Origin of the sequence: Microbacterium sp. NPDC089696 (assembly GCF_044749125.1) — a bacterium.
Classification (GTDB): Bacteria; Actinomycetota; Actinomycetes; order Actinomycetales; family Microbacteriaceae; genus Microbacterium.
Genome location: NZ_JBIVHF010000001.1, coordinates 415,583 through 436,215, shown reverse-complemented (window position 1 = coordinate 436,215; position 20,633 = coordinate 415,583). Strand labels below are relative to the sequence as shown.

The window sequence follows — 20,633 nt, the reverse complement described above, 5'->3', positions numbered from 1 at the left end:
CGCGATCAGTCGTCGCCGGCGTCCTCCGCCTCGACGTCGTCGCCGTCGGACGGGACGACCGTGGGCGGCTCGCCCTTGTTGTCCTCCGTGCCGAGGTTGTCGTTCTCCTCCGGGCCCGGCGAGGGCTCCGTGCTGATGTCGGTGCGGTCGGTGTCGATGTCGTCGTGTCCCATGATCGGTCCTCTCGTCGATGTCCCGGCGAGGCTACGGGGGTGCGCGCGGGCACGCAGGGGTCTTGACAACCTCCCGGCCCCCGGCCTCCCGCTCCTCGAGCACGCCGCCTACCCTGGTGACATGCCCGGAACGACCGTCGACACCGCCCTCGCCGAACTCGCCGCCCTCGAGGATCCGAAGATGCGCGCCGCGAACGAGAAGCGCGGCGACGACCACGGCATCAACCTCAGCCGCATGCGCGCGCTCGCGAAGAGCATCCGGACGGATCAACCGCTCGCGCAGGAGCTCTGGGCGTCGGGCGGCACCGCGGCGCGACTGCTCGCGCTGCTGATCTGCACCCCGAAGGCGTTCACGGCCGACGAGCTCGACGCGATGCTGCGCGAGACCCGGGCCCCCAAGGTCAACGACTGGTTCGTGAACTACGTCGCGAAGAAGACACCGCGCGCCGAGGAGATGCGGCTGCGCTGGTTCGACGACGCCGACCCGACGGTCGCGGCCGCGGCGTGGGCGCTCACGAGCGTGCGGGTCGCGAAGGACCCCGACGGTCTCGATCTGCCGCATCTGCTCGACCTGATCGAGCGCGACCTGCAGACGGCGCCGGCGCGACTGCAGTGGTCGATGAACGAGACGCTCGCGACCATCGGCATCTTCCACCCCGCGCTGCGGACGCGGGCGAGGGACATCGGCGAACGGCTGCAGGTGCTCGCCGACTACCCGACGGCACCCGGATGCACCTCGCCGTTCGCGCCGATCTGGATCGACGAGATCGTGCGGCGGCGCGAGGGCTGAGCATCCTCATCGGTCACCGCCGTACGCTGAGGCCATGAGCACGCACATCGCCGCCGAGCCCGGTCAGATCGCCCCCATCGTCCTCTTCCCCGGCGACCCGCTGCGGGCCAAGTGGATCGCCGAGACCTTCCTCGACGACGCCGAGCTGTACTCCGAGACCCGCGGGATGCTGGGATACACCGGCACCTGGGAGGGGCACCGCGTCTCGGTGCAGGGCTCCGGCATGGGTCAGCCGTCGATGGCGATCTACGCGAACGAGCTGTTCTCCGAGTACGACATCCAGACGATCGTGCGCGTCGGATCCTGCGGCGCCCTGACCGAGAAGCTCGCGGTGCGCGACATCATCATCGCGAACGGCGCCTGCACCGACTCGGGCATCAACCGCGTCCGGTTCCACGGCCTCGACTACGCGCCGGTCGCCGACTTCGGCCTGCTGCGCGCCGCGGTCGAGGCGAGCGAGTCCGAGCCGATCGACTCGGCGGTGCACGTGGGGCTGCTGTTCTCGAGCGACCAGTTCTACAGCACGCGTCCCGAGCTCACCGAGCCCTTCGTGAAGCACGGGGTGCTCGGCGTCGAGATGGAGGCCGCGGGCCTCTACACGCTCGCGGCGTACTACGAGCGCCGCGCCCTCGCGATCTGCACGGTCTCGGATCACATCGTCACGGGCGAGGAGACCACGGCGCAGGAGCGCGAGCAGACGTTCGGCGACATGATCCGCATCGCGCTGCGCGCCGCGACCTCGGTCTGACCTCGGTCTGACCTCGGGAGTCTTCTCGCGGGACGGGCGGAGTTCTCCGCGTTCAGAGGAGAGTTCCGCAGCATCCATCCTCCCGAGGCGGAGAACTCCGCCCCTGGCGATCTCGGCGCGCGCGTCCGCAGAGGAATGAAAGGATCGGAGGATGCTCCTCGACCCGACCACTCTTGCTGACGGCTCCGACGCGGATGCCGTCTACACGGCGTTCGTGGAATGGGTCGAGTCCACCGGCATCTCGCTGTACCCGGCGCAGGACGAGGCCCTGATCGAGATCGTCTCGGGGAACAACCTCATCCTCTCGACCCCCACCGGGACCGGGAAGTCGCTCGTGGCGGTCGGTGCGCACTACGCCGCGCTGGTGACCGGACGCCGCTCGTTCTACACCGCCCCGATCAAAGCCCTCGTGAGCGAGAAGTTCTTCGCGCTGGTCGACGTGTTCGGCGCCGCGAACGTCGGCATGATCACGGGCGACTCCTCGGTCAACCCCGACGCTCCCATCATCTGCTGCACGGCCGAGATCCTCGCGAACCTGTCGCTGCGCCAGGGGACGGATGCCGCGGTGCAGCAGGTCGTGATGGACGAGTTCCACTTCTACGCCGACCCCGACCGCGGGTGGGCGTGGCAGGTGCCGCTGCTCGAGCTCCCGCAGGCGCAATTCATCCTCATGTCGGCGACCCTCGGCGATGTCACGCAGCTCGCATCGGACCTCACCCGACGGACCGGCCGCGACACGGCATCCGTCACGGGCGTCGAGCGTCCGGTGCCGCTGCACTACTTCTACGAGACGACGCCGATCCACGAGACGATCGACGACCTGCTGAGCACCGGGCAGGCGCCGATCTACGTCGTGCACTTCTCGCAGGCGGCGGCGATGGAACGGGCGCAGGCCCTGTCGAGCACCAAGGTCGCGACGCGCGAGCAGCGCGACGAGATCGCGGCGCTGATCGGTGGATTCCGCTTCACGACCGCGTTCGGCAAGACCCTCTCGCGATTCCTGCGGGCGGGCATCGGCGTACATCACGCCGGGATGCTTCCGAAGTACCGGCGTCTCGTGGAGCAGCTCGCACAGCGCGGCCTGCTCCGTGTGATCTGCGGCACGGACACCCTCGGCGTCGGCATCAACGTGCCGATCCGCACCGTGCTGCTCACGGCGCTGACGAAGTTCGACGGCACCCGGATGCGTCAGCTCAACGCGCGCGAGTTCCACCAGATCGCCGGGCGAGCGGGCCGTGCCGGATACGACACTGCGGGAACCGTCGTCGCGCAGGCACCGGAGCACGAGTCCGAGAACATCGCCGCGATCAAGAAGGCCGGCGACGATCCGAAGAAGAAGCGCAAGATCATCCGCAAGAAGGCGCCGGACGGATTCGTGTCGTGGGGCGAGCCGTCTTTCCGCAAGCTCATCGACGCCGAGCCCGAGACGCTGACGTCGCACATGCAGATCACGAGCGCCATGATGCTCAACGTGATCGCTCGCGGCGGTGACGTCTTCGCGAATATGCGTGCGCTGGTATACGACAACCACGAGCCGCGTGCGAGGCAGCGTCAGCTGGCGCTGCGGGCGCTCGGCATCTACCGCACGCTCCTCGAATCCGGCGTGGTGGAACAGACGGATGCCGGCGACATCCGCCTGACGGTCGACCTGCAGCCGAACTTCGCGCTCAACCAGCCGCTGTCGCCGTTCGCCCTCGCGGCGTTCGAGCTCCTCGACCGCGATCCCGCCGCCGGCACGGGTACCGGATCCTACGCGCTCGACATGATCTCGATCGTGGAGTCGACGCTCGACGACCCGCGCGCCGTGCTGGGCCAGCAGGAGTTCCTCGCCCGGGGCGAGGCCGTGGCCGCCATGAAGCGCGAGGGCATCGAGTACGACGAGCGTATGGAACTGCTCGAGGAGGTCACGTACCCGAAGCCTCTGGACGAGCTGCTGACGGCGGCATTCGAGACGTACAGCGCGGCACAGCCGTGGATCCGCGACTTCGAACTGCATCCGAAGTCGGTGGTCCGCGACATGTACGAGCGAGCCATGTCGTTCGGGGAGTACGTCGCGTACTACAAGATCGCCCGGTCCGAGGGCGTGGTGCTCCGCTACCTCTCCGACGCCTACCGCGCGGCGGCGCAGACGATCCCGGAGGAGCTCAAGGACGAGGACCTGCACGACCTCATCGAGTGGCTCGGCGAGCTCGTGCGTCAGGTCGACTCCAGCCTTCTCGACGAGTGGGAGGAGCTCATCGCCGGCGTGCCGCAGGACCACGACGACGAGCCGATCGTTCCTCCCGCGCCGAAGCGCCTCACGACGAACGTGCGGGCGTTCCGGACGCTCGTGCGCAACGAGCTGTTCCGCCGCGTGCAGCTCGCCGCGCGGGAGGACGTCGCCGCTCTCGCCGAACTCGACCCCTCGTTCGGCGCCGACGCCTGGTCCGACGCGCTCGACGGATACTTCGCCGACCACGACGAGATGCTCACCGGACCGAACGCCCGCAGTTCGCAGCTCCTGCTCCTCACCGAGGGCGCGACCGAGTGGACCGTGAGGCAGATCCTCGACGACCCCGCCGGCGACCACGACTGGGGCATCTCCGCGACCGTCGACCTCGCCGCCTCCGACGAGGAGGGCGCGGCGGTCGTCACGGTGACGGGCGTCGACCGACTGTAGCGGCGGTCCGCCGCAGCCGGTCGAACAGGGGCAGCGGATCGAACAGCACCCCGAGCCCGACCCGCACGAGCACCGCGTGTAGCGCGAGGCACACGCCGATCACGACCGCGGTGAGCACGACCGGCGTGAACGCCTCGACCATCGGAGTCGCCCGCCATCCGAATGCGCGCAGCGCCGCGTCGATCAGCGCGAGCGGGATCATGTGCAGCACGTAGATCGGCAGCGTGCGCTGTCCGATCCAGCGCAGCGGTCGCGCGACCGCCGCTGCATGCCGGTCGACGAGCGCGCACAGCGCCACTCCGCACGCGACCGCCACGATCGCGAGCAGAGGCCAGACGCCGGGCCACTGCCGCATACCGAGCACGCCCACCACGGCCGTCGCCCCTGCGAACCCGACGGAGAGCACGAGCGCGCGCAGGACGCCGGTCGACGCGGCGAACCGCATGACGGCTTCACGCAGCCGCAGCCCGGCGAGGAAGAAGAAGAGGTTCTGCACCACCTGCCAGAGGTTGCCGAGGTCCGGGAACGCACCCGACGCCGCGAACGCCGCCACCGCGAAGGCGACCGGCAGGACGAACGCGGTGGGCAGGTCGCGGGTGAGGCGAGCCACGCACAGGTACGCGGCGAGCGCGAGCAGGTACCAGAGGTTCGTGGGGCTGATCGTGAGCTGAGCGAGCAGCTCCCAGCCGTCGCTCGCCCTGGCCGTGTCGAAGTCAGGGGTGAGCGCGAGCACAGCGGTCTGGATCAGCACCCACATCACGTAGACGGCGAGCAGCCGCCCGGCACGGCGCCGCCAGGGCATCCCCTCCGACGCCAGGATCGCGCGACCCGCGAACATGCCCGAGATGAGGAAGAACAACGGCATCCGCAGCGGCAGCAGCTGCGCGTTCACCGTCGCCCAGGCGTCCGTCACCGGCCCCGCGCCCGGCACGTCGATCGCGTGCTTCGTGACGACGTGCCACAGCACCACGAGGATGATGCACAGACCCTTCGCGACATCCGGCCATCCGACGCGCGCCCTCACCGCCCCGGCACCTCGGCCGCGCGCACGAGGCGGTCGACGAGGTCGACGTAGGCGACGTCGGCGGCGGCGAACATGCGTGGCACCTGCGACGCGGCGGTCAGCCCCGGCATCGTGTTGACCTCGTTGAGGATCGGGCCGTCGTCCGTGAGGAAGAAGTCCATGCGGGCGACACCGGCGCAGCCGAGCGCGTCGAACATCGTCAGCGCGGCACGGCTCAGGGCCGACTGCTCGCCCGGGGTCAGCCGCGCGGGCACCGTGAACCGCGCGGTGCCGTCGTACTTCGTCGCGGTGTCGAACAGTCCGGACGTCTCGATCTCCAGCGGCGGCGCCGCCCACCGCACCCCCCGAGCCTCGCGGAGCACCGCGACGTCGATCTCGCGCCCGCGGACGACCTCTTCGATCAGGATCCGGCGGTCGAACCGCGCCGCCTCCCGCAGCGCCGCCGCGAGGTCGCCTTCCTCGCGTACGAGGCCCACCCCGTGGCTCGACCCGCTCGACACGGGCTTCACGACGACCGGACCATCGAACTCGACATCGCCGATCCCCGCCGCATCCACGAGCCGTCCCTTCGCGACGCGGAGCCCCGCGGCCCGCGCCACGAGCTTGGTGGCCCACTTGTCCATGCCGATCGCGCCCGCGCGTGGACCGGAGCCGACGACTCGCACCCCGGCCAGCGCGCACAGCGCCGCGAGGGCGCCGTCCTCACCGAGCGGGCCGTGCACCGCCGGGAACACGACGTCGACCTCCCCGAGCAGCGGCAGCGCCGACGCGAGCGAGGCGACCGCCGTCGTGGCGTCCCGCTGACCGGGTACCCGCCACACACCCTCCGGGGAGATGGTCGCCTCGCTCACGTCGTGCCCTCCGGTGCGCAGCGCCCCCGCCACCGCGGCGGCCGAGGCGAGCGACACCTCGTGCTCGGCGTTCTGGCCCCCTCCGATCACGAGCACCCTCATGCGATCCCCCTCTGCACGCGTGCGCCGATCCCCGTGACGATCGTGTGCGGGATGCTGTCCGCCCACCGCGCCCACTCCCGAATGCTCGGCACCGCGCCGCCCTCCGGCCCGAACACGACCGCCGTCGCGCCGCGCGGCACCGTCGCGTCGCCCGTGTCGACGACGATCTGATCCATCGAGACGCGTCCCACGATCGCGCACCACACGCCGTCGATCGCGACGGCCGCTCCCGGCAGGAGCTCCCGCGGGATGCCGTCGGCGTAGCCGACCCCGATCACCGCGAGACGCGTCTCGCGCTCGGTCACGAACGCGCCGCCGTAGCCGACCGGGGTGCCCGCGGCCACGACGCTGCTGTGCACGACGGATGCCGTGAGCCGCGAGGCTCCCTGCAGCTCCACGGTCTCGGACGGATCGATGCCGACGAGCCCGGCGCCGACCCGCACGAGATCGAAGTGCGTCGACGGGTCGGTCAGCGCCCCCGAGGTCGCGGCCAGGTGCACGATCAGCGGACCGAAGCCCGCCCGCAGCACGGCATCGCGCGCCTGCCGCATGCGCAGCACGGCCGGGGCGTTCGCGGCGGGGTCGGCCTCGTCGGCGCGCGGCAGATGCCCCATGACGCCGACGACCTCGATGCGACCCCGCGCCGCGCGGGCGGTGCGCAGCAGCTCGGCCCAGTCGTCGAGCGGGACGCCGCCTCGGGTCATCCCGGTGTCCATGTGCAGGTGCACGCGCACCGGAGCGGTGACGCCCGCGGCATCTGCGACGAGCTGACGCAGCTCGTCGAGCGACCCGACTGCGATGTCGATCCGATCGGCCACGGCCTGCGCCGCGTCGACTCCGGCCGGATTGAGCCACGCGAGGATCGGCACGTCGAGCCCGGCGGCGCGCAGGGCGGCGCCGTCCACGGCATCCGTCACTCCGAGCCACTCCGCCCCGGCGGCGACGGCCGCGCGGGCGACCGTGACGGCGCCGTGGCCGTAGCCGTCGGCCTTCACGACGGCCATGATCCGCGCGCTCGTCGCCGAGCGCACCCTGGCCGTGTTCGCGGCGACCGCGGCGGGGAGCGTGTGCAGGGTCGGTGCGTGCATGCGCGAGAGGGTGAGGCGCTGAGCGGCCTCTGACCCGAAGGTCGTGGCGGGCAGGGTGGTCATCGCTGCGTCCTCGGGTCGGTCGTGGGGTCGTCGTACATGAGCGGGCAGCCGTTCGCCACGGCGGCGGGGCGCAGCTCGAAGTGCCAGCGCTCGTTGGCGTAGATCTGGCACAGGCCGAAGCGTGCGCCGTTGCGCGACAGCCAGTCCTGCGCCGGGAGGCCGCCGAGGTCGATCGCGTCCCCCGACACGTGCTCGGAGTTCTCCGGCGTCGCGACCCAGCGCGCCGCCTCCTCTTCGGAGCCGTACTGCGCCACGGCATCCCGCCGCAGCTGCTCCTGGTACGCGGCCGACCGCCATCCGCTGTTGACGTGCATGCGCACGCCGTCCTCCTCGGCGGCGGTCGCCGCGGCCCGCACGGCTGCGAGCAGGTCGGAGTCGAGGTTCGTGACGGCGGGGACGTCGTCGAACACGGTGACGTCGCCTTCGTGGCGGATGAGTCCGTCGGCCTCGGTGACCGGCCCGGAGGTCACGACGGTGGAGGCGGACGCGAGGGACTGCTGCCCGATCACGGCGATGGAGCCGGCAACGGCCGCAGCGAACAGCACGGCGCCGACCGTCGCGACGAGGCGGCGGCGCCGGAGGGCGAGGGAATCGTTCATGGTGTCCAGTCAAGAAGGGGGCGTGTTGCGAGGTCGTATGCGGTTTTGCATACGTTCCCGATATGTCGGGGTGCGTAAGCTCTGAGCACATGGGAGCCCTGTCGTGCGCGTGCTGATCGTCGAGGACGAGCCGTACCTCGCCGAGGCCGTGCGCGACGGACTGCGCCTCGAGGCGATCGCCGCCGACATCGCCGGAGACGGCGACACCGCGCTCGAACTGCTGGGCGTCAACGCCTACGACCTCGCGGTGCTCGACCGCGATATCCCTGGGCCCTCGGGCGACGACATCGCCCGCTGGATCGTCGCCTCCGGCAGCGGCATTCCGATCCTCATGCTCACGGCCGCCGACCGCCTCGACGACAAGGCCTCGGGGTTCGAGATCGGCGCCGACGACTACCTCACCAAACCGTTCGAGCTGCGCGAGCTCGTGCTGCGCCTGCGCGCGCTCGACCGCCGCCGCCAGCGTGCCCGGCCACCGGTGCTCGAGATCGCCGGACTGCGGCTCGACCCGTTCCGCCGTGAGGTGTTCCGCGACGGACGCTACGTCGCCCTCACGCGCAAGCAGTTCGCGGTGCTGGAGGTGCTCGTCGACGCGGCCGGCGGGGTCGTGAGCGCGGAGGAGCTGCTGGAACGAGCCTGGGACGAGAACGCCGATCCGTTCACGAACGCCGTGCGCATCACGGTGTCGTCGCTGCGCAAGCGCCTCGGCGAACCGGGACTCATCGTCACCGTGCCGGGCGTCGGCTACCGGATCGGCACGGAGGGACAGACGGATGCCGTCGCCGAGGCGTAGACGCCGGGGCATGAGCGCCCGCTGGAAGCTCACGCTCAGCTACGCGGGCGTCGTCGTGGTCTCGGGCGTGCTGCTGCTCGCGGCAGTGGCGCTGTGGCTGCTGCGCTACATACCGGACACGAACATCTTCACCGAGCTCGATCGGTGGGTCCCGAACCGGTCCGACCTCATCCGCGCGTTCATCCCCGCCGCGGTCATCGTGATGCTCATCCTGCTCGCGATCGGCATCGGCGGCGGGTGGTTGCTCGCCGGACGGATGCTGACACCGCTCGGTCGCATCGGACACGCGGCGCAGCTCGCCGCCCAGGGATCGCTCTCCCACCGGGTCGACCTGGAGGGGCCGCGCGACGAGTTCCGCGACCTCGCCGACGTGTTCGATGCCATGCTCGAACAGCTCGAGGCGCACGTGGCCGAGCAGCAGCGGTTCGCGGCGAACGCCTCGCACGAACTGCGCACCCCGCTCGCGATCTCCCAGACCATGCTCGAGGTCGCGCGCAACGACCCCGACCGCGACGTCGACGGGCTGATCGGCAGACTGCAGGACGTCAACACCCGGGCGATCGAGTTGACCGAGGCACTGCTGCTGCTGAGCCGCGCCGAGCGCCGGGTGTTCACGCGCGAGCCGCTCGAGCTGTCGCTGCTCGCCGAGGAGTCGGTCGAGACGCTGCTGCCGCTCGCCGACCGCCGAGGCGTGACGATCGACGTCGGCGGCGACACCGCGCACGTCTACGGCAACGGCGCGCTCGTGCAGCAGCTCATCACGAACCTCGTGCACAACGCCGTCGTGCACAACCTGCCGGCCGAGGGAACGGTCGTCGTGCGCACGCACGTGCTGCCGGAAGCGGTCGCCCTCGTCGTCGAGAACACCGGCGAGCTCATGGCCCCGCATCGCGTCGCGACCCTCGCGGAGCCGTTCCAGCGCGGCGCAGAGCGCACCCGCGACGAGGACCACGCGGGGGTCGGCCTCGGTCTCGCGATCGTCCAGCGCATCGCGCAGGCCCACGAAGGGAGCCTGGTGCTCACCCCGCGGCAGGGCGGCGGCCTGAACGTGACGGTGTGGCTGCCGCATCCGTACCCCGCCGCTCCCTCAAACCCGTCTACTTCTGCCGTATGACGCAAATCGCCCGTCTGTTTCTGCCCTTCAGCAGAAATAGACGGGCGGGGCGGGGATGCCGCGGTCAGGCCACCTGGTCGCGGAGCGCTGCGAGCTCGCGGCCGTAGGTGCGCGCGTCGGTCTCGGCGTTCTCCTTGAGCTCGCGGGCCGTCTCGGCGAAGGCATCGAGAGCGGGGTTCACGCCGACCAGGGTGAAGGGCCGCTCGACGACGCGGAGGTCGAGGCCCCAGACGTCCTCGAGCACGCGGCGGAGCCATGCGGTGGAGTGGTCCCAGCCCTCCTTGGGCGTGCCGGGGGCGTAGTTGCCGCCGAGCACGGTCACGAGCGTCGCGGGCTTGCCGCGCAGCGCGGTGCCCTGCGGGTCGATGCGCGAGTCCGTGTAGGCGAGGTCGAACCAGGTCTTGAAGTGCTGCGAGACGCCGTAGTTGTACAGCGGCACCGCGAAGAGCAGGGCGTCGGCTCCGATCAGCTCGTCGGCGAACGTGGTCGCGAGGGCGCGGGCCTCGATCTGTGCGGGGGTGCGCTGCGCCTCGTCGACGAAGCCGCCGGTCACGGCATCCGCCCAGGCCGTCGCGGGTACGGGGTCGGCGGCGAGGTCCCGGCGCGTCACGGTCGAGTCGGGGTGGGATGCCGTCCACTCGGCCTCGACGAGGTCGGCGAGCGATCGGCTGGCGGACGACGCGGGGAGGATGCTGGCATCCAGGCGGAACAGGGACATGGGGCTGCCTTTCGTTTTTCGGAGTCGCTCTGTTTTTCTTAGCGACTCGGATTACCGTAGCACAGGTAGAATGAACCCATGCCCGAGGCCGGCCACGATCTGAACAGGTGCGACGCCGCCGTCACCCTGGCCTTCAGCGTGCTCGGAAAGCGCTGGAACGGCATGATCCTCTCCGCGCTCGGAGGCGGCCCGTCGACGTTCGTCGCCCTGCGCCGCGGGGTCTCCGGCATCAGCGACACCGTCCTCTCCGACCGGCTCGGCGAACTGACGGATGCGGGGCTCGTCGCGCGGTCGGTCGACGCCGGCCCGCCCGTCACCGTGTCCTACGCGCTCACCGACGGCGGCCGCGGTCTGCTGCCGATCCTCGACCAGCTCGGCGAGTGGGCGTCCGCCACCCTCGCACCGGTTCGCTGACCCGGAATGACCGAGCCGTCAGGTCACCAGGGGCTGGGCTCGTAGTCCTTGAGGAAGACGCCGAAGACGTCCTCCCCGGCCTCGCCGCGCACGATCGGGTCGTACACGCGGGCGGCGCCGTCGACGAGGTCGAGCGGGGCGTGGAAGCCCTCCTCCGCGAGGCGCACCTTCGTGAAGTGCGGGCGCTCGTCGGTGATCCATCCGGTGTCGACGGCGGTCATGAGGATGCCGTCGGTCTCGAGCATCTCCCCCGCGCTGGTGCGCGTGAGCATGTTCAGCGCGGCCTTCGCCATGTTCGTGTGCGGGTGCCCCGGGCCCTTGTAACGGCGGGAGAACTGCCCCTCCATGGCCGACACGTTGACGACGTACTTGCGGTGCGACGACGACGCCGCCATCGAGGCGCGCAGGCGGCTGATGAGCAGGAACGGCGCCGTGGTGTTCGCGAGCTGCACCTCGAGCATCTCGAGCGGATCGACCTGGTCGATCGACTGCACCCAGCTGTTGACGCGATTGACGTCGGGCACGAGTCCGCCGGCGTCGATCGCGGTGCCGTCGGCGTGCTTCTCGAGCGACGACGATCCCGGGGCCATCGCGAGGCGCGCGAGGTCCTCGGCCGTGAGCGCCTGACCGCCCTGCTCCGCGACGGTTCCTCCGAGGGCCGCGACCGACAGCAGCGGATGCGCGTCGACCGAGGCCTGCAGCGCCTGCGGGTGCGGGTCGGCGGTGTGCCCGAACGTCTCCATCTCGGGCAGCGGTCCGTCGGGGAGCGGCTGCAGCTCGGCATCCGCCAGCAGCGAGTAGGCACCGGGCGAGCGCCGCACGGTCTGGGCCGCGTTGTTGATGAGGATGTCGAGGGGACCCTGCGCCGCGACGGAGTCGGCGAGGCCGATCACCTGGGCGGGGTCGCGCAGGTCGATGCCGACGACGCGGAGGCGGTGCAACCAGTCGGCCGAGTCCTCCAGGGCCGAGAAGCGCCGGACGGCGTCGCGGGGGAAGCGCGTCGTGATGGTCGTGTGCGCGCCGTCGCGGAGCAGCCGCAACGCGATGTGCATGCCGATCTTCGCGCGACCACCGGTGAGCAGCGCGCGCTTGCCGGTGAGGTCGGTGCGGGCGTTACGCTTGCCGTGGCTGAAGCGTGCGCAGTCGGGGCAGAGCTGATGGTAGAAGGCGTCGACGATCGTGTACGGCTTCTTGCAGATGTAGCAGTTGCGGGGCTTGAGCAGCTCGCCCGCGATGGGGGCGTCGACGACGCTCGTCGCGAGGTCGTTGCCGCGCGTCTCGTCGTCGATCCGGTCGGGGGCGCCGGTCGCCGTCCGCGCGACGACGGCCTTGTCTGCCTCGGCGATCGCGTCGCGGATCTGCTTGCGGCGCACGCGCTTGACGTCCTTGAACATCGCCGCGGTCGCCTGGCGCACGGCGATGAAGTCGGGATGCTCGTTGTCGATCGTGTGCAGCTCGCGCAGCACGCGCAGCGTCGTGGCGAGGTCGTCCGGGTCGAGGCCGGCGCCGAGTTCGGGGTTCGCGTCGGTCACCGTCCCGATTTTACGCGAGAGTCCTGGGCGCCGGCCGCCGCGGAAGATCGTCGTACCGCGACGCACCGCTGAGGCGCAGAATGTGTGCATGACCGCATCCGATCCGCGTCTCCTCGGCCCCGGGCTCCTGCCGACCCCGTTCACGGCCGACGAGATCCGCGCGGCGACCGGGGTCGGCACGACCGTCCGCATCCGCGTCGATCGACCCGACGGTTCCCACGCCCTGCGCGTGAACCGCTTCCGCGACACGGACGCAGAGGGCGCGGTGCTCGAACGCTGGGACGAGTCCGCGCCTCACGACATCGCGAAGAACAGGGTGACGTGGGCCGAGCTGCAGGGCCACGCGGCCTTCGACGCGACGACGACGCGGGTCTCCTCCGAGAGCCTCGCGATCGAACTCGGCACAGTCACCTGCCTGCGCTATGACACGACGGACGGCGTCTTCTGGTTCTCCCTCGCGCATCCCGGGATGCCGGTGCGCTACGAGGCCGGCGGCGTGCGCACCACGGTGATCGAGATCACGCGCGACTGACTCGACGGGACCGTGCCTCCCCTTCGGTTGACACCTCCTGCCGGAATCCGCGGAGGACTCCGGCAGGAGGTGCCGGATGAAGGGCGAGCGACGCGCGGGTCAGTGCCCGGCGGCCCCCACCACCACGAACTCGTTCGGCGTGACGTCGAGCGTGACGTCGGCCGTGATCTCGCCGGTGTGCAGGTCGACGGCGAGGATGCGGTCTGACGCCGGCTCCGTCACGTAGGCGACGTCCCCCACGACCCGGAGTCCGGGATGGGCGTCCTGCCACTCGACCGGGCTCTCCCAGGGCTCGATGACGTCCCACGAGTCGACGACCTCGCCGGACTCGTCGAGCATGTTCAGCGTGCCGTCGGCGGACAGCACCACGATGTCGTCGTGCGCGCTGCGACCGACGCCGCGCCACGTGTACTCGACGCCCTCCGGCAGGTCCACGATCGACATCGTCTTCGCGTCGGTGTCGACGAGCGCGAGCTTCGACAGCAGGTAGCCCTCCTGGTCGGGGTCGGTCTTGTAGTCCATCGCGGCGATCGCGCTGGTGTCGGTGACGTAGGCGTTGCCCGACCGTCCGAACGCGTCCGGTGCGGCGATCTTCGTGAACGCGCCGTCGTCGAACACGAGCGCGCCGTTCTCGCATCCGAACACCACGACCTCGCCCTTGAGCGCACCCTCGCCGTGCACGCTCGGGCACTCCTCGTCACGGGCGAGCTCGGTGCCGTCGGCGGTCAGGTGGCGCACGCCGCTGCGGGATTCGGGGGTGCCGATGGTCGACAGCACGGTGCCGTCGGTCAACTCGATCGCGACGCCGTGGTGCGCCTGCTCCGACGTGACGGTATCGAACTCGGGCAGCGTGCCCGTGCCGATCGCATCGGTGTCGAAGATGCGCACCTCTCCGGTGCCGTCGTCGAACAGCGCGGTGCGGCCGCCGTGCGGGGTCGCGTGCCCGGCTGCGGTCGCCTCGAACACCTCGCCCGTGAACCCCACGGAGCCGGACGCGAGCCCCGTGTCGAGCACGTGGAATCCGTCGGCCGCGGTGACGAAGACGTGTCCGTCGTGGTCGCCGGCGCCGTTCACGCGCAGGAACCCGTCGAGCTCGGCGGAGTCGACGGTGTCGAGGGTCTTGCCGTCGAGCACGGTGACGCCGCCGTCGTAGGTGACGGCGATGCGGGTGTCGCTCTCGTGGGCGTGATCGTCGGGGGCGGCTGATCCACCGGATGCCGCGGGCGTGGCGCTCGCGCACCCGGCCAGCGCCACGGCGGCGACGGCGGCGAGCGCGCCGGCCGCGAGGCGGCTGCGTGCAGGTCGGGACATGGGTGTTCTCCTTCTTCTCTGTGTATCTCTCGGTGGGTGGGTGTCTGTGGGTTCGGTCGCGCGGTCAGCCGACGAGCTGGACGTGCCAGGGGTCGAGGTCGGCGAAGGTGCGGGTGACGAGTGCGCCGTCGCGGTGGTCGATCTCGTGGATCTCCCCCGCGGCGGGGTCGGAGACGTAGGCGTGCGCGGCGCCGACCAGCAGGGTGATCCGCGCCCGTGCGGCGGAGTCGCCGAGTGAGGCCGTCACGAGGGGATCGGTGCGGGCGATCTCGGCGCCGTCCGCAGCGAGCACGCGGACCGTGCCGTCGTCCGCGACGACGACTGTGCGGCCGTCGTCGTCACCGATCGCCGAGGCCGCGACGAGCGGGACGTCGGTGGGCAGGAGCGTCCAGGAGCGGGCACGGGAGTCGAGCAGCCAGGCGCCCCGGTCTCCCGCGACGCCGGCGAGATCGGGGCGATCTGCGCGTCCGAGCAGCGTGAGCGCCGCGGGAGCGCCTCCGGGATACGGGATGCTCTCGGCGGACAGCGTCCCGCCGACCTCGCGGGTCACGAGCGCGACGCCGTCGGTGCACGCGATCACCGCGCCGACGCGCGTGATGTCCGCGTCGGTCGGGTGGGCGCACGGCACGGACGCGCCGGTGGCCGCGCCGGCGTCGTCGAGCACGTCGACCGTGGAGGCGGTGGCGGAGAGCAGGTGGCCGGCGAAGGGGACGACGAACTCCGGGGCCTCCGACGGGACGGGGATCCGCACGGGATCGGCCTGGCCGGCGTCTTCGTGATCGATCAGCGCGAGCTCGTCGTCGAAGAGCGCCGCGGTGGCGTGGTCGCCGACCGTGACGCGCACGTCTCCTGCACCCGCGACCGATCCGGCGATGCGCGTCTCGCCCCGGAAGGAGTGCGAGTGGTCGCCGTGCGGCACGGTCCATCGGCCGGAATCGACGATCTGCACGCTCGTGGCGGTGTCGTCGCTCTCGACGCGGTATCCGAAGCGCCCCGTGCCGAACACGGCGCCGTCGCCGTCGAGCTGCTCGCGCTCCTCGGTGGCGAGGTCGAGGATCGTGATCGTGCCCGCCTCGTCGGCGACCAGGAGAGCGGATGCCGGGGCGGCGACCTCGGCCGCACCGCCGCCGTCCACGCCGTCGAACGCGGGGATGCTCGGGCTCGGCGACTCGCTCGGCGCTCCGGGCACGGCGCACGAGGTGAGCAGGAGGGCGGTAGTGAGCAGGGCGGTGGTCGCGGCGAGACGTCGGGGCACGCACTCACAGTATTGAGAACGATTCTCAATATCAAATCCGGTCGATATGTTGCAAGTGATCTGCAGAGGATCGAGACCTGCCTCGACGTCCGACCCCCGGCGTAGGGTCGGACCATGAGCAGCCACGTCGCATCCCCCGGAGTCGTCCCGTCCTACCTGCTCGCGCGCCTGGCCGAATCCGGCCGATACCCGCGTGCGGCCGCCGCCGCTCGGCAGACGCTCACGGCTGGTCGGCCGCCCTTCCGCGCCCGCATCGACCTGTCCATCGACGAGAACGGCGATCTCGTCGCCCAGCTCTCGGATGCGCCGAACCGCACGATCAGCGACGCCGCCAACACCCAGACGCTGCCCGGCGCGGTCGTGCGCACCGAAGACGACGCCCCGGTCGACGACGCCTCCGTGAACGAGGCTTTCGACGGCCTCGGCGCCACGTTCGAACTGCTGCTCTCGGCGTTCGCCCGCAACTCCCTCGACGACGCCGGGGCTCCCCTCGATGCGACCGTGCACTACGGCGTCGACTACGACAACGCCTTCTGGGACGGCGAGCGCATGGTGTTCGGCGACGGCGACGGCGAGGTCTTCACGGGGTTCACGCGATCGACCACCGTGATCGGCCACGAGCTCGCCCACGGGGTCGTGCAGCACACCGCCGATCTCGAGTACCAGGGACAGCCGGGCGCGCTCAACGAATCGATCGCCGACGTGTTCGGCGCCCTGACCGAGCAGTACCTCAAGGGTCAGACCGCAGCCGAAGCGACCTGGCTGATCGGCGCCGAGATCTTCACGGATGCGGTCGAGGGCGTCGCCCTGCGGTCGATGATCGCGCCGGGCACGGCCTACGACGACGACGAGCTCGGCAAGGACCCGCAGCCCGATCACATGAGCGGTTTCGTGCGCACGACCGAGGACAACGGCGGCGTGCACATCAACTCCGGGATCCCCAACCGAGCCTTCGCGCTCTTCGCGATCGACCTCGGCGGCAAGGCCTGGGAGACCGCCGGCACCGTCTGGTACCGGGCACTGACCGACGGCCTGTCGAGTACCGCGACGTTCACGGAGTTCGCCGACGCAACGGTCGCTGCGGCGACAGCGATCGACGCCGCGACCGGGGGATCCGCTCGACGCGCCTGGACGACCGTGGGAGTCTATGGAGATGAGCGAGCCCACTCCACCGAGTGACGCACCGGTGACGACCGACGCGCGGGTCGTCATCGTGGTCGTGCGCACGGGCGGGATCGCCGGCATCCGACGCGAGTGGCAGGTCGAACCCGAGCCCGCCGAGGCTCCGGAGTGGATCAGCATGGTCGACGACTGCCCCTGGGACGCCGATGCGGATTCCGCACGCGGCGCCGACCGGTTCGTCTGGCTCATCCGCGTGCGCACCCCCGAGGAGAAGCGCGAGCGGGAACTCCCCGACTCCGCGCTCGACGGCCCCTGGCGTGCCCTCGTCGACGCCGTGCGCGCGGCGTCGGCCTGACCACGGGTCGCGGTGCGCCGCCCGGCGTCCGCCTACGCTGAGTCCCAGATCGTCGGTGCGACGCCGACGCGGAGGGGACACGATGCTGACATCAGACGAGGCCGCACGCCTGCTCGACATCGCGCGCGACGCGCACACTCGCGGCGACACGCTGCTGCACCTTCACGTCGAGGTGAGCCGACTGACCGGTGAGCCGTCGTCGTGGGGGTCCGCGGCGAACGACTACGTCCAGAACGAGAGCGTCGGCTACTTCCTGAGCGAGGTCGAGGGCCTCGGCTGGCGGCTCGAGCACACGGGGTACACCTTCGTCGAGTCCGGCGCCACGACGTCGCAGCGGATGCTCGGCACGGGCAGCGGGGTCGTGAACCACGGCGCCGTCTCGGGGTACTTCACGTTCCGCCACGCCGCATCCGCCTGAACGCCGGCATCCGATCAATCCGGTGTGAATCCGGGCGCGGTCGTGACGCGCGGGGCGAGAATGGGACGCATGGGACTGTTCCAGCAACGACCCGAAGAAGAAGAGAAGCAGTGGGCGCTGCCCTCGGAGCCGCTCGAGCGCGGGGAGTCCGATGTGCTCGGCACCGCGCCGGCGCTCGATCCGCTGTCGATCGGACTCGGCGCCGAGACCAGCGGTGACGTGAGCTCGATCGTGTTCCCGGTCGCGCCGCCCGCTCCCTCGGCCGTGTCGACCGAGAACCGCGAGCCCGACCCCGAGGACTGAGCCCCTCGTCGCGGATTCGCATCCACGTCGCACGTTTCCGTCGGAGGAGTGCGACGCGAGCGCAGATCTGCGACAACCCGCGGCCCGTCGTTGTCGCCCGCCGCGGCTACGGTGGAGGGATGACGATCACCGCCGCCGCTGACGGCTCCGCGCTGGGCAACCCCGGGCCCAACGGCTGGGCCTGGTACATCGACGAGTCGAACTGGGCGGCCGGCGGCTCTCCCCACGGCACGAACAACCAGGGCGAGCTCCGGGCCGTGCTGGAGCTGCTGCGGGCGACGGCCGGCATCGACGAGAAGCTGCTGATCGAGTGCGACAGCCGCTACGTGATCGACTCCGTGACCAAGTGGATGCCGGGATGGAAGCGCAAGGGCTGGCGCAAGTCCGACGGTGGACCGGTGTTGAACCGCGACCTGCTCGAGGGCATCGACGAGGCGATCCGCGGTCGTGACGTGGAGTTCTCGTGGGTCAAGGGTCACGCCGGGCACCCCCTCAACGAGGCCGCCGACGAGCGGGCGAACGCCGCCGCGAAGGCATACCAGCAGAAGCAGGAGCCGCGGCGAGGCCCGGGCTTCACACTCGCGACGGATGCCGGAGCTGCGGCCGCCGGGTCGGCTCCTCTCGCCGCGGCCGCGGCATCCGCCCCCTCGCCGTTCACCGCCGCGACGCTCGCCCAGCCGCTGTGGGCCGAGGCGTCCGACCTGTTCGACGGTTTCGACGACGACCCGGCCTCCGACCCCGTCGAGGTGCGCATCACCCTGACGGGTGAGGAGCACGCGCGGCTCGCCGATCTCGCGAGCGCGCAGGGCATCTCGCTCGACGAGGCGCTGCGCCGCCTGATCTGACCGCGCGTACACTCGCAGGATGTCGAGGATGAACGTCGCACGCACGGTCGGTCGGATCGTCCTCGGCTCGTTCCTGGTCTTCACCGGCGTCGCTCATCTGACGTTCGCGCGCGAGGAGTTCCTGGCGCAGGTGCCGCCGTGGGTGCCGCTCGATCCCGACGTGGTCGTGCTCGCCTCCGGCATCGTCGAGATCGGACTCGGTGTCGCACTGCTCATCGCGCGTCGACATCGTCGCCTGGTCGGGGTGCTCACGGCGCTGTTCTTCGTGGCCGTCTTCCCCGGCAACATCGCGCAGTGGCTGGAGCATCGCGACGCCTTCGGCCTCGACACCGACACCGCCCGCTTCATGCGGCTGTTCTTCCAGCCCGTGCTCATCGCGCTGGCGCTGTGGTCGACGTGGACGCCGAAGTCCGGTCGGCCCCCGGGGGAGCCGACCGGACTTTCCTCGCGCTGACTCAGACGGCGAGCAGCTCCCGCTCGAGACGCTCGTACGACGCCTCCATGCCGTCGGCCATGCCTGTGGCGAGGATCATGTCGCGCGTCTCCTTGTCGGGGTACTCGATGTAGAGCGTGATGAGCGTCGCGCCGTCCTCCTCGTAGAGGTTGAGGTCGTTCAGCGTCTCGACCGGCATCCCGATCATCCGCTCGGTCTGCACGGACCGACGAGGTGCGTCGATCACGAGCGCCTCGCCCTCGAACCCGAACGGCTGCCCCTCGGTGTCGCCGACCGGAGCCCAGGAGGTGCGGTAGGTCTGACCGACCTCCGACGCGACGACGCACTCGGTCATCTCCCAGCCGTCGGGGCCGAGCAGCCACTGCTTCATGAGCTCGGGCTCGTTGTGGGCACGCCACACCAGCTCGCGCGGACCCTCGACGAGCCGGGTGATGCGCACGTGGGTGTCGTCGAGGAGGTCGACGTTCGTGCCCTTGCCCTGCGCGTAGTCGCGGAGGTCCTGCAGCACGGCGTCGAGCTGACCCATCGCCATGCGGATGCCCTCGCTCTGCCCCATCTCGACGACCTGCTCAAGCGCCTCGACCGAGTCGAAGTGGCTCGTCGTCACCATGCGCGTGCCGTCGGCGGTGGATTCGAACGCGAACGACATCCGCTGTGCGGGGAAGCCCTCGAGCGGGGTGCCGTCGGCGTCGGCGAACGAGTCGAGCACCGTGAACGCGGTCGGCTCCTCGATCGAGAGGAACTCCCACGTGCCCGAGGAGGACTCGCCGCGCGGACCGTTCATCGTGTAGTTCGCGCGGCCACCGACGGAGTGGTCCCAGGCGGTGAACGTCGCCGGCCATCCGGGAGGTCCCCAGAAGCGCTCGAGCTGCCGCGGGTCGCTGTAGGCGCTCCAGACCCGTTCGATCGGTGCCGCGAAGTCCGCGACGACCGTCATGGTCAGGTTGTCGGCATCCGTGGTGATGTCGGTGACAGGCATGTCAGTCTCTTCTCTCGTTCGTTTCGGAGGTGTTCGTTTCGGAGGTGTTCGGTCGTGCCGGCTCGGCCAGCAGGTCGTCGAGGCGGGCGATGCGCGACCGCCACATCTCTTCGTATCGGGCGAGGAGCGCCCTGGCGCGGGCGATCATCTCGGGGTTCGCGCGGACGAGCCGCTCGCGTCCCTCGGCGCGCTTGACGATGAGGTTTGCCGCCTCGAGCACGGAGACGTGCTTCTGCACCGCGGCGAACGACATCTCGTACTCGGAGGCGAGGGTCGAGACGGACTGCTCCCGCTCGATCGTCCGACGCAGGATGTCGCGCCGGGTCGACGTCGCCAATGCGTGGAACACACGGTCGACCTCCGCTTCGCTCAGTTCATTTTGTGCAACCAT

Annotated in this window: 24 protein-coding genes; 13 read left to right on the top strand and 11 right to left on the bottom strand. The window is 70.8% G+C overall.

Annotated elements, in window-relative coordinates; translation table 11 throughout:
• Window positions 1-5 precede the first annotated feature (5 nt).
• Entirely contained in the window at window positions 6-173 is a 168-nt protein-coding gene (locus ACIPY8_RS02155) for a hypothetical protein (protein ID WP_400814452.1), read from the bottom strand.
• Between the two features lie 121 nt (window positions 174-294).
• On the opposite strand from ACIPY8_RS02155, the gene ACIPY8_RS02150 reads away from it, so the two are divergent.
• From ACIPY8_RS02150 to ACIPY8_RS02140, 3 genes are all read left to right on the top strand, one after another.
• Complete coding sequence (locus ACIPY8_RS02150; protein ID WP_400814450.1) at window positions 295-963, top strand: DNA alkylation repair protein; 669 nt, start codon at window positions 295-297, stop codon at window positions 961-963.
• A gap of 34 nt (window positions 964-997) precedes the next feature.
• The gene (gene deoD, locus ACIPY8_RS02145) at window positions 998-1,711 is read left to right on the top strand and encodes a purine-nucleoside phosphorylase (RefSeq protein ID WP_400814448.1); all 714 of its coding nucleotides are present in this window, start codon (window positions 998-1,000) and stop codon (window positions 1,709-1,711) included.
• 151 nt (window positions 1,712-1,862) lie between these two features.
• Window positions 1,863-4,370 (top strand): DEAD/DEAH box helicase, encoded by a 2,508-nt coding sequence (locus ACIPY8_RS02140; protein ID WP_400814446.1) that lies wholly within the window; start codon window positions 1,863-1,865, stop codon window positions 4,368-4,370.
• Here ACIPY8_RS02140 and ACIPY8_RS02135 read toward each other — a convergent pair.
• The 4 genes from ACIPY8_RS02135 to ACIPY8_RS02120 are packed head-to-tail and all read right to left on the bottom strand — an operon-like array spanning window position 4,342 to window position 8,097.
• A complete protein-coding gene (locus tag ACIPY8_RS02135) occupies window positions 4,342-5,394 on the bottom strand; it encodes an acyltransferase family protein (RefSeq protein WP_400814443.1) in 1,053 nt (350 codons plus the stop codon). The two genes, ACIPY8_RS02140 and ACIPY8_RS02135, sit on opposite strands and share 29 nt — an antisense overlap.
• Window positions 5,391-6,347, bottom strand: a complete 957-nt coding sequence (locus ACIPY8_RS02130; RefSeq protein WP_400814439.1) for a D-alanine--D-alanine ligase — start codon at window positions 6,345-6,347, stop codon at window positions 5,391-5,393. Before ACIPY8_RS02130 ends, ACIPY8_RS02135 begins: the two co-directional genes overlap by 4 nt.
• Complete coding sequence (gene alr, locus ACIPY8_RS02125; protein WP_400814436.1) at window positions 6,344-7,498, bottom strand: alanine racemase; 1,155 nt, start codon at window positions 7,496-7,498, stop codon at window positions 6,344-6,346. Before alr ends, ACIPY8_RS02130 begins: the two co-directional genes overlap by 4 nt.
• A complete protein-coding gene (locus ACIPY8_RS02120) occupies window positions 7,495-8,097 on the bottom strand; it encodes a M15 family metallopeptidase (RefSeq protein WP_400814433.1) in 603 nt (200 codons plus the stop codon). The genes alr and ACIPY8_RS02120 overlap by 4 nt, the downstream gene beginning before the upstream one ends.
• Before the next feature lie 103 nt (window positions 8,098-8,200).
• Between ACIPY8_RS02120 and ACIPY8_RS02115 the strand changes: the two genes are divergently transcribed.
• Both ACIPY8_RS02115 and ACIPY8_RS02110 read left to right on the top strand, forming a co-directional pair.
• The gene (locus tag ACIPY8_RS02115) at window positions 8,201-8,890 is read left to right on the top strand and encodes a response regulator transcription factor (protein ID WP_400814430.1); all 690 of its coding nucleotides are present in this window, start codon (window positions 8,201-8,203) and stop codon (window positions 8,888-8,890) included.
• Window positions 8,891-8,900: 10 nt separating this feature from the next.
• On the top strand, window positions 8,901-10,004 hold the full coding sequence (locus tag ACIPY8_RS02110) for a sensor histidine kinase (RefSeq protein WP_400814428.1): 1,104 nt from the start codon (window positions 8,901-8,903) through the stop codon (window positions 10,002-10,004).
• A 64-nt stretch (window positions 10,005-10,068) separates the two neighbouring features.
• Here ACIPY8_RS02110 and ACIPY8_RS02105 read toward each other — a convergent pair whose 3' ends face one another.
• Entirely contained in the window at window positions 10,069-10,722 is a 654-nt protein-coding gene (locus ACIPY8_RS02105) for an FMN-dependent NADH-azoreductase (RefSeq protein WP_400814425.1), read from the bottom strand.
• A 78-nt stretch (window positions 10,723-10,800) separates the two neighbouring features.
• On the opposite strand from ACIPY8_RS02105, the gene ACIPY8_RS02100 reads away from it, so the two are divergent.
• Window positions 10,801-11,136: a winged helix-turn-helix transcriptional regulator gene (locus tag ACIPY8_RS02100; protein ID WP_400814422.1), complete on the top strand. Its 336-nt coding sequence runs from the start codon at window positions 10,801-10,803 to the stop codon at window positions 11,134-11,136.
• 23 nt (window positions 11,137-11,159) lie between these two features.
• On the opposite strand, the gene ACIPY8_RS02095 is transcribed toward ACIPY8_RS02100, so the two are convergent.
• Complete coding sequence (locus ACIPY8_RS02095) at window positions 11,160-12,758, bottom strand: SDR family NAD(P)-dependent oxidoreductase (protein ID WP_400814418.1); 1,599 nt, start codon at window positions 12,756-12,758, stop codon at window positions 11,160-11,162.
• Between ACIPY8_RS02095 and ACIPY8_RS02090 the strand changes: the two genes are divergently transcribed.
• On the top strand, window positions 12,757-13,200 hold the full coding sequence (locus ACIPY8_RS02090) for a hypothetical protein (RefSeq protein ID WP_400814416.1): 444 nt from the start codon (window positions 12,757-12,759) through the stop codon (window positions 13,198-13,200). The two genes, ACIPY8_RS02095 and ACIPY8_RS02090, sit on opposite strands and share 2 nt — an antisense overlap.
• Window positions 13,201-13,299: 99 nt before the next feature.
• Here the strand turns inward: ACIPY8_RS02090 and ACIPY8_RS02085 are convergent, their stop codons facing one another.
• Both ACIPY8_RS02085 and ACIPY8_RS02080 read right to left on the bottom strand, forming a co-directional pair.
• Window positions 13,300-14,511, bottom strand: a complete 1,212-nt coding sequence (locus ACIPY8_RS02085; protein ID WP_400814413.1) for a hypothetical protein — start codon at window positions 14,509-14,511, stop codon at window positions 13,300-13,302.
• A 64-nt stretch (window positions 14,512-14,575) separates the two neighbouring features.
• Window positions 14,576-15,766 carry a hypothetical protein gene (locus ACIPY8_RS02080; RefSeq protein ID WP_400814411.1) on the bottom strand — a complete coding sequence of 397 codons (1,191 nt, stop codon included), beginning with the start codon at window positions 15,764-15,766 and terminating at the stop codon, window positions 14,576-14,578.
• Window positions 15,767-15,880: 114 nt separating this feature from the next.
• Here ACIPY8_RS02080 and ACIPY8_RS02075 point away from each other — a divergent pair, with 114 nt between their 5' ends.
• The 6 genes from ACIPY8_RS02075 to ACIPY8_RS02050 all read left to right on the top strand — a co-directional run bounded on the left by ACIPY8_RS02075 (window position 15,881) and on the right by ACIPY8_RS02050 (window position 19,263).
• Window positions 15,881-16,945 carry a M4 family metallopeptidase gene (locus ACIPY8_RS02075; protein ID WP_400814409.1) on the top strand — a complete coding sequence of 355 codons (1,065 nt, stop codon included), beginning with the start codon at window positions 15,881-15,883 and terminating at the stop codon, window positions 16,943-16,945.
• Window positions 16,920-17,243 carry a protealysin inhibitor emfourin gene (locus ACIPY8_RS02070; protein WP_400814407.1) on the top strand — a complete coding sequence of 108 codons (324 nt, stop codon included), beginning with the start codon at window positions 16,920-16,922 and terminating at the stop codon, window positions 17,241-17,243. The genes ACIPY8_RS02075 and ACIPY8_RS02070 overlap by 26 nt, the downstream gene beginning before the upstream one ends.
• Window positions 17,244-17,325: 82 nt before the next feature.
• The gene (locus tag ACIPY8_RS02065) at window positions 17,326-17,661 is read left to right on the top strand and encodes a hypothetical protein (RefSeq protein ID WP_400814405.1); all 336 of its coding nucleotides are present in this window, start codon (window positions 17,326-17,328) and stop codon (window positions 17,659-17,661) included.
• A gap of 69 nt (window positions 17,662-17,730) precedes the next feature.
• A complete protein-coding gene (locus ACIPY8_RS02060) occupies window positions 17,731-17,964 on the top strand; it encodes a hypothetical protein (protein ID WP_400814403.1) in 234 nt (77 codons plus the stop codon).
• 119 nt (window positions 17,965-18,083) lie between these two features.
• On the top strand, window positions 18,084-18,809 hold the full coding sequence (locus ACIPY8_RS02055) for a ribonuclease H (RefSeq protein ID WP_400814401.1): 726 nt from the start codon (window positions 18,084-18,086) through the stop codon (window positions 18,807-18,809).
• Window positions 18,810-18,828: 19 nt separating this feature from the next.
• Window positions 18,829-19,263 carry a DoxX family membrane protein gene (locus ACIPY8_RS02050; protein WP_400814399.1) on the top strand — a complete coding sequence of 145 codons (435 nt, stop codon included), beginning with the start codon at window positions 18,829-18,831 and terminating at the stop codon, window positions 19,261-19,263.
• Window position 19,264: 1 nt separating this feature from the next.
• Here the strand turns inward: ACIPY8_RS02050 and ACIPY8_RS02045 are convergent, their stop codons facing one another.
• Window positions 19,265-20,242: an SRPBCC domain-containing protein gene (locus ACIPY8_RS02045; RefSeq protein ID WP_400814397.1), complete on the bottom strand. Its 978-nt coding sequence runs from the start codon at window positions 20,240-20,242 to the stop codon at window positions 19,265-19,267.
• A 1-nt stretch (window position 20,243) separates the two neighbouring features.
• Window positions 20,244-20,633, bottom strand: coding sequence for an ArsR/SmtB family transcription factor (locus tag ACIPY8_RS02040; RefSeq protein ID WP_400814395.1), 390 nt, complete (start codon window positions 20,631-20,633; stop codon window positions 20,244-20,246).

Bases quoted from the DNA above. Each gene is read 5' to 3' on its own strand.
- ACIPY8_RS02155 (WP_400814452.1), bottom strand. From the start codon at position 173: ATGGGACACGACGACATCGACACCGACCGCACCGACATCAGCACGGAG.
- ACIPY8_RS02150 (WP_400814450.1), top strand. From the start codon at position 295: ATGCCCGGAACGACCGTCGACACCGCCCTCGCCGAACTCGCCGCCCTC.
- deoD (WP_400814448.1), top strand. From the start codon at position 998: ATGAGCACGCACATCGCCGCCGAGCCCGGTCAGATCGCCCCCATCGTC.
- ACIPY8_RS02140 (WP_400814446.1), top strand. From the start codon at position 1,863: ATGCTCCTCGACCCGACCACTCTTGCTGACGGCTCCGACGCGGATGCC.
- ACIPY8_RS02130 (WP_400814439.1), bottom strand. From the start codon at position 6,347: ATGAGGGTGCTCGTGATCGGAGGGGGCCAGAACGCCGAGCACGAGGTG.
- alr (WP_400814436.1), bottom strand. From the start codon at position 7,498: ATGACCACCCTGCCCGCCACGACCTTCGGGTCAGAGGCCGCTCAGCGC.
- ACIPY8_RS02120 (WP_400814433.1), bottom strand. From the start codon at position 8,097: ATGAACGATTCCCTCGCCCTCCGGCGCCGCCGCCTCGTCGCGACGGTC.
- ACIPY8_RS02110 (WP_400814428.1), top strand. From the start codon at position 8,901: ATGAGCGCCCGCTGGAAGCTCACGCTCAGCTACGCGGGCGTCGTCGTG.
- ACIPY8_RS02105 (WP_400814425.1), bottom strand. From the start codon at position 10,722: ATGTCCCTGTTCCGCCTGGATGCCAGCATCCTCCCCGCGTCGTCCGCC.
- ACIPY8_RS02100 (WP_400814422.1), top strand. From the start codon at position 10,801: ATGCCCGAGGCCGGCCACGATCTGAACAGGTGCGACGCCGCCGTCACC.
- ACIPY8_RS02090 (WP_400814416.1), top strand. From the start codon at position 12,757: ATGACCGCATCCGATCCGCGTCTCCTCGGCCCCGGGCTCCTGCCGACC.
- ACIPY8_RS02095 (WP_400814418.1), bottom strand. From the start codon at position 12,758: ATGCACACATTCTGCGCCTCAGCGGTGCGTCGCGGTACGACGATCTTC.
- ACIPY8_RS02085 (WP_400814413.1), bottom strand. From the start codon at position 14,511: ATGTCCCGACCTGCACGCAGCCGCCTCGCGGCCGGCGCGCTCGCCGCC.
- ACIPY8_RS02075 (WP_400814409.1), top strand. From the start codon at position 15,881: ATGAGCAGCCACGTCGCATCCCCCGGAGTCGTCCCGTCCTACCTGCTC.
- ACIPY8_RS02070 (WP_400814407.1), top strand. From the start codon at position 16,920: ATGAGCGAGCCCACTCCACCGAGTGACGCACCGGTGACGACCGACGCG.
- ACIPY8_RS02065 (WP_400814405.1), top strand. From the start codon at position 17,326: ATGCTGACATCAGACGAGGCCGCACGCCTGCTCGACATCGCGCGCGAC.
- ACIPY8_RS02060 (WP_400814403.1), top strand. From the start codon at position 17,731: ATGGGACTGTTCCAGCAACGACCCGAAGAAGAAGAGAAGCAGTGGGCG.
- ACIPY8_RS02055 (WP_400814401.1), top strand. From the start codon at position 18,084: ATGACGATCACCGCCGCCGCTGACGGCTCCGCGCTGGGCAACCCCGGG.
- ACIPY8_RS02050 (WP_400814399.1), top strand. From the start codon at position 18,829: ATGTCGAGGATGAACGTCGCACGCACGGTCGGTCGGATCGTCCTCGGC.
- ACIPY8_RS02045 (WP_400814397.1), bottom strand. From the start codon at position 20,242: ATGCCTGTCACCGACATCACCACGGATGCCGACAACCTGACCATGACG.
- ACIPY8_RS02040 (WP_400814395.1), bottom strand. From the start codon at position 20,633: ATGGTTGCACAAAATGAACTGAGCGAAGCGGAGGTCGACCGTGTGTTC.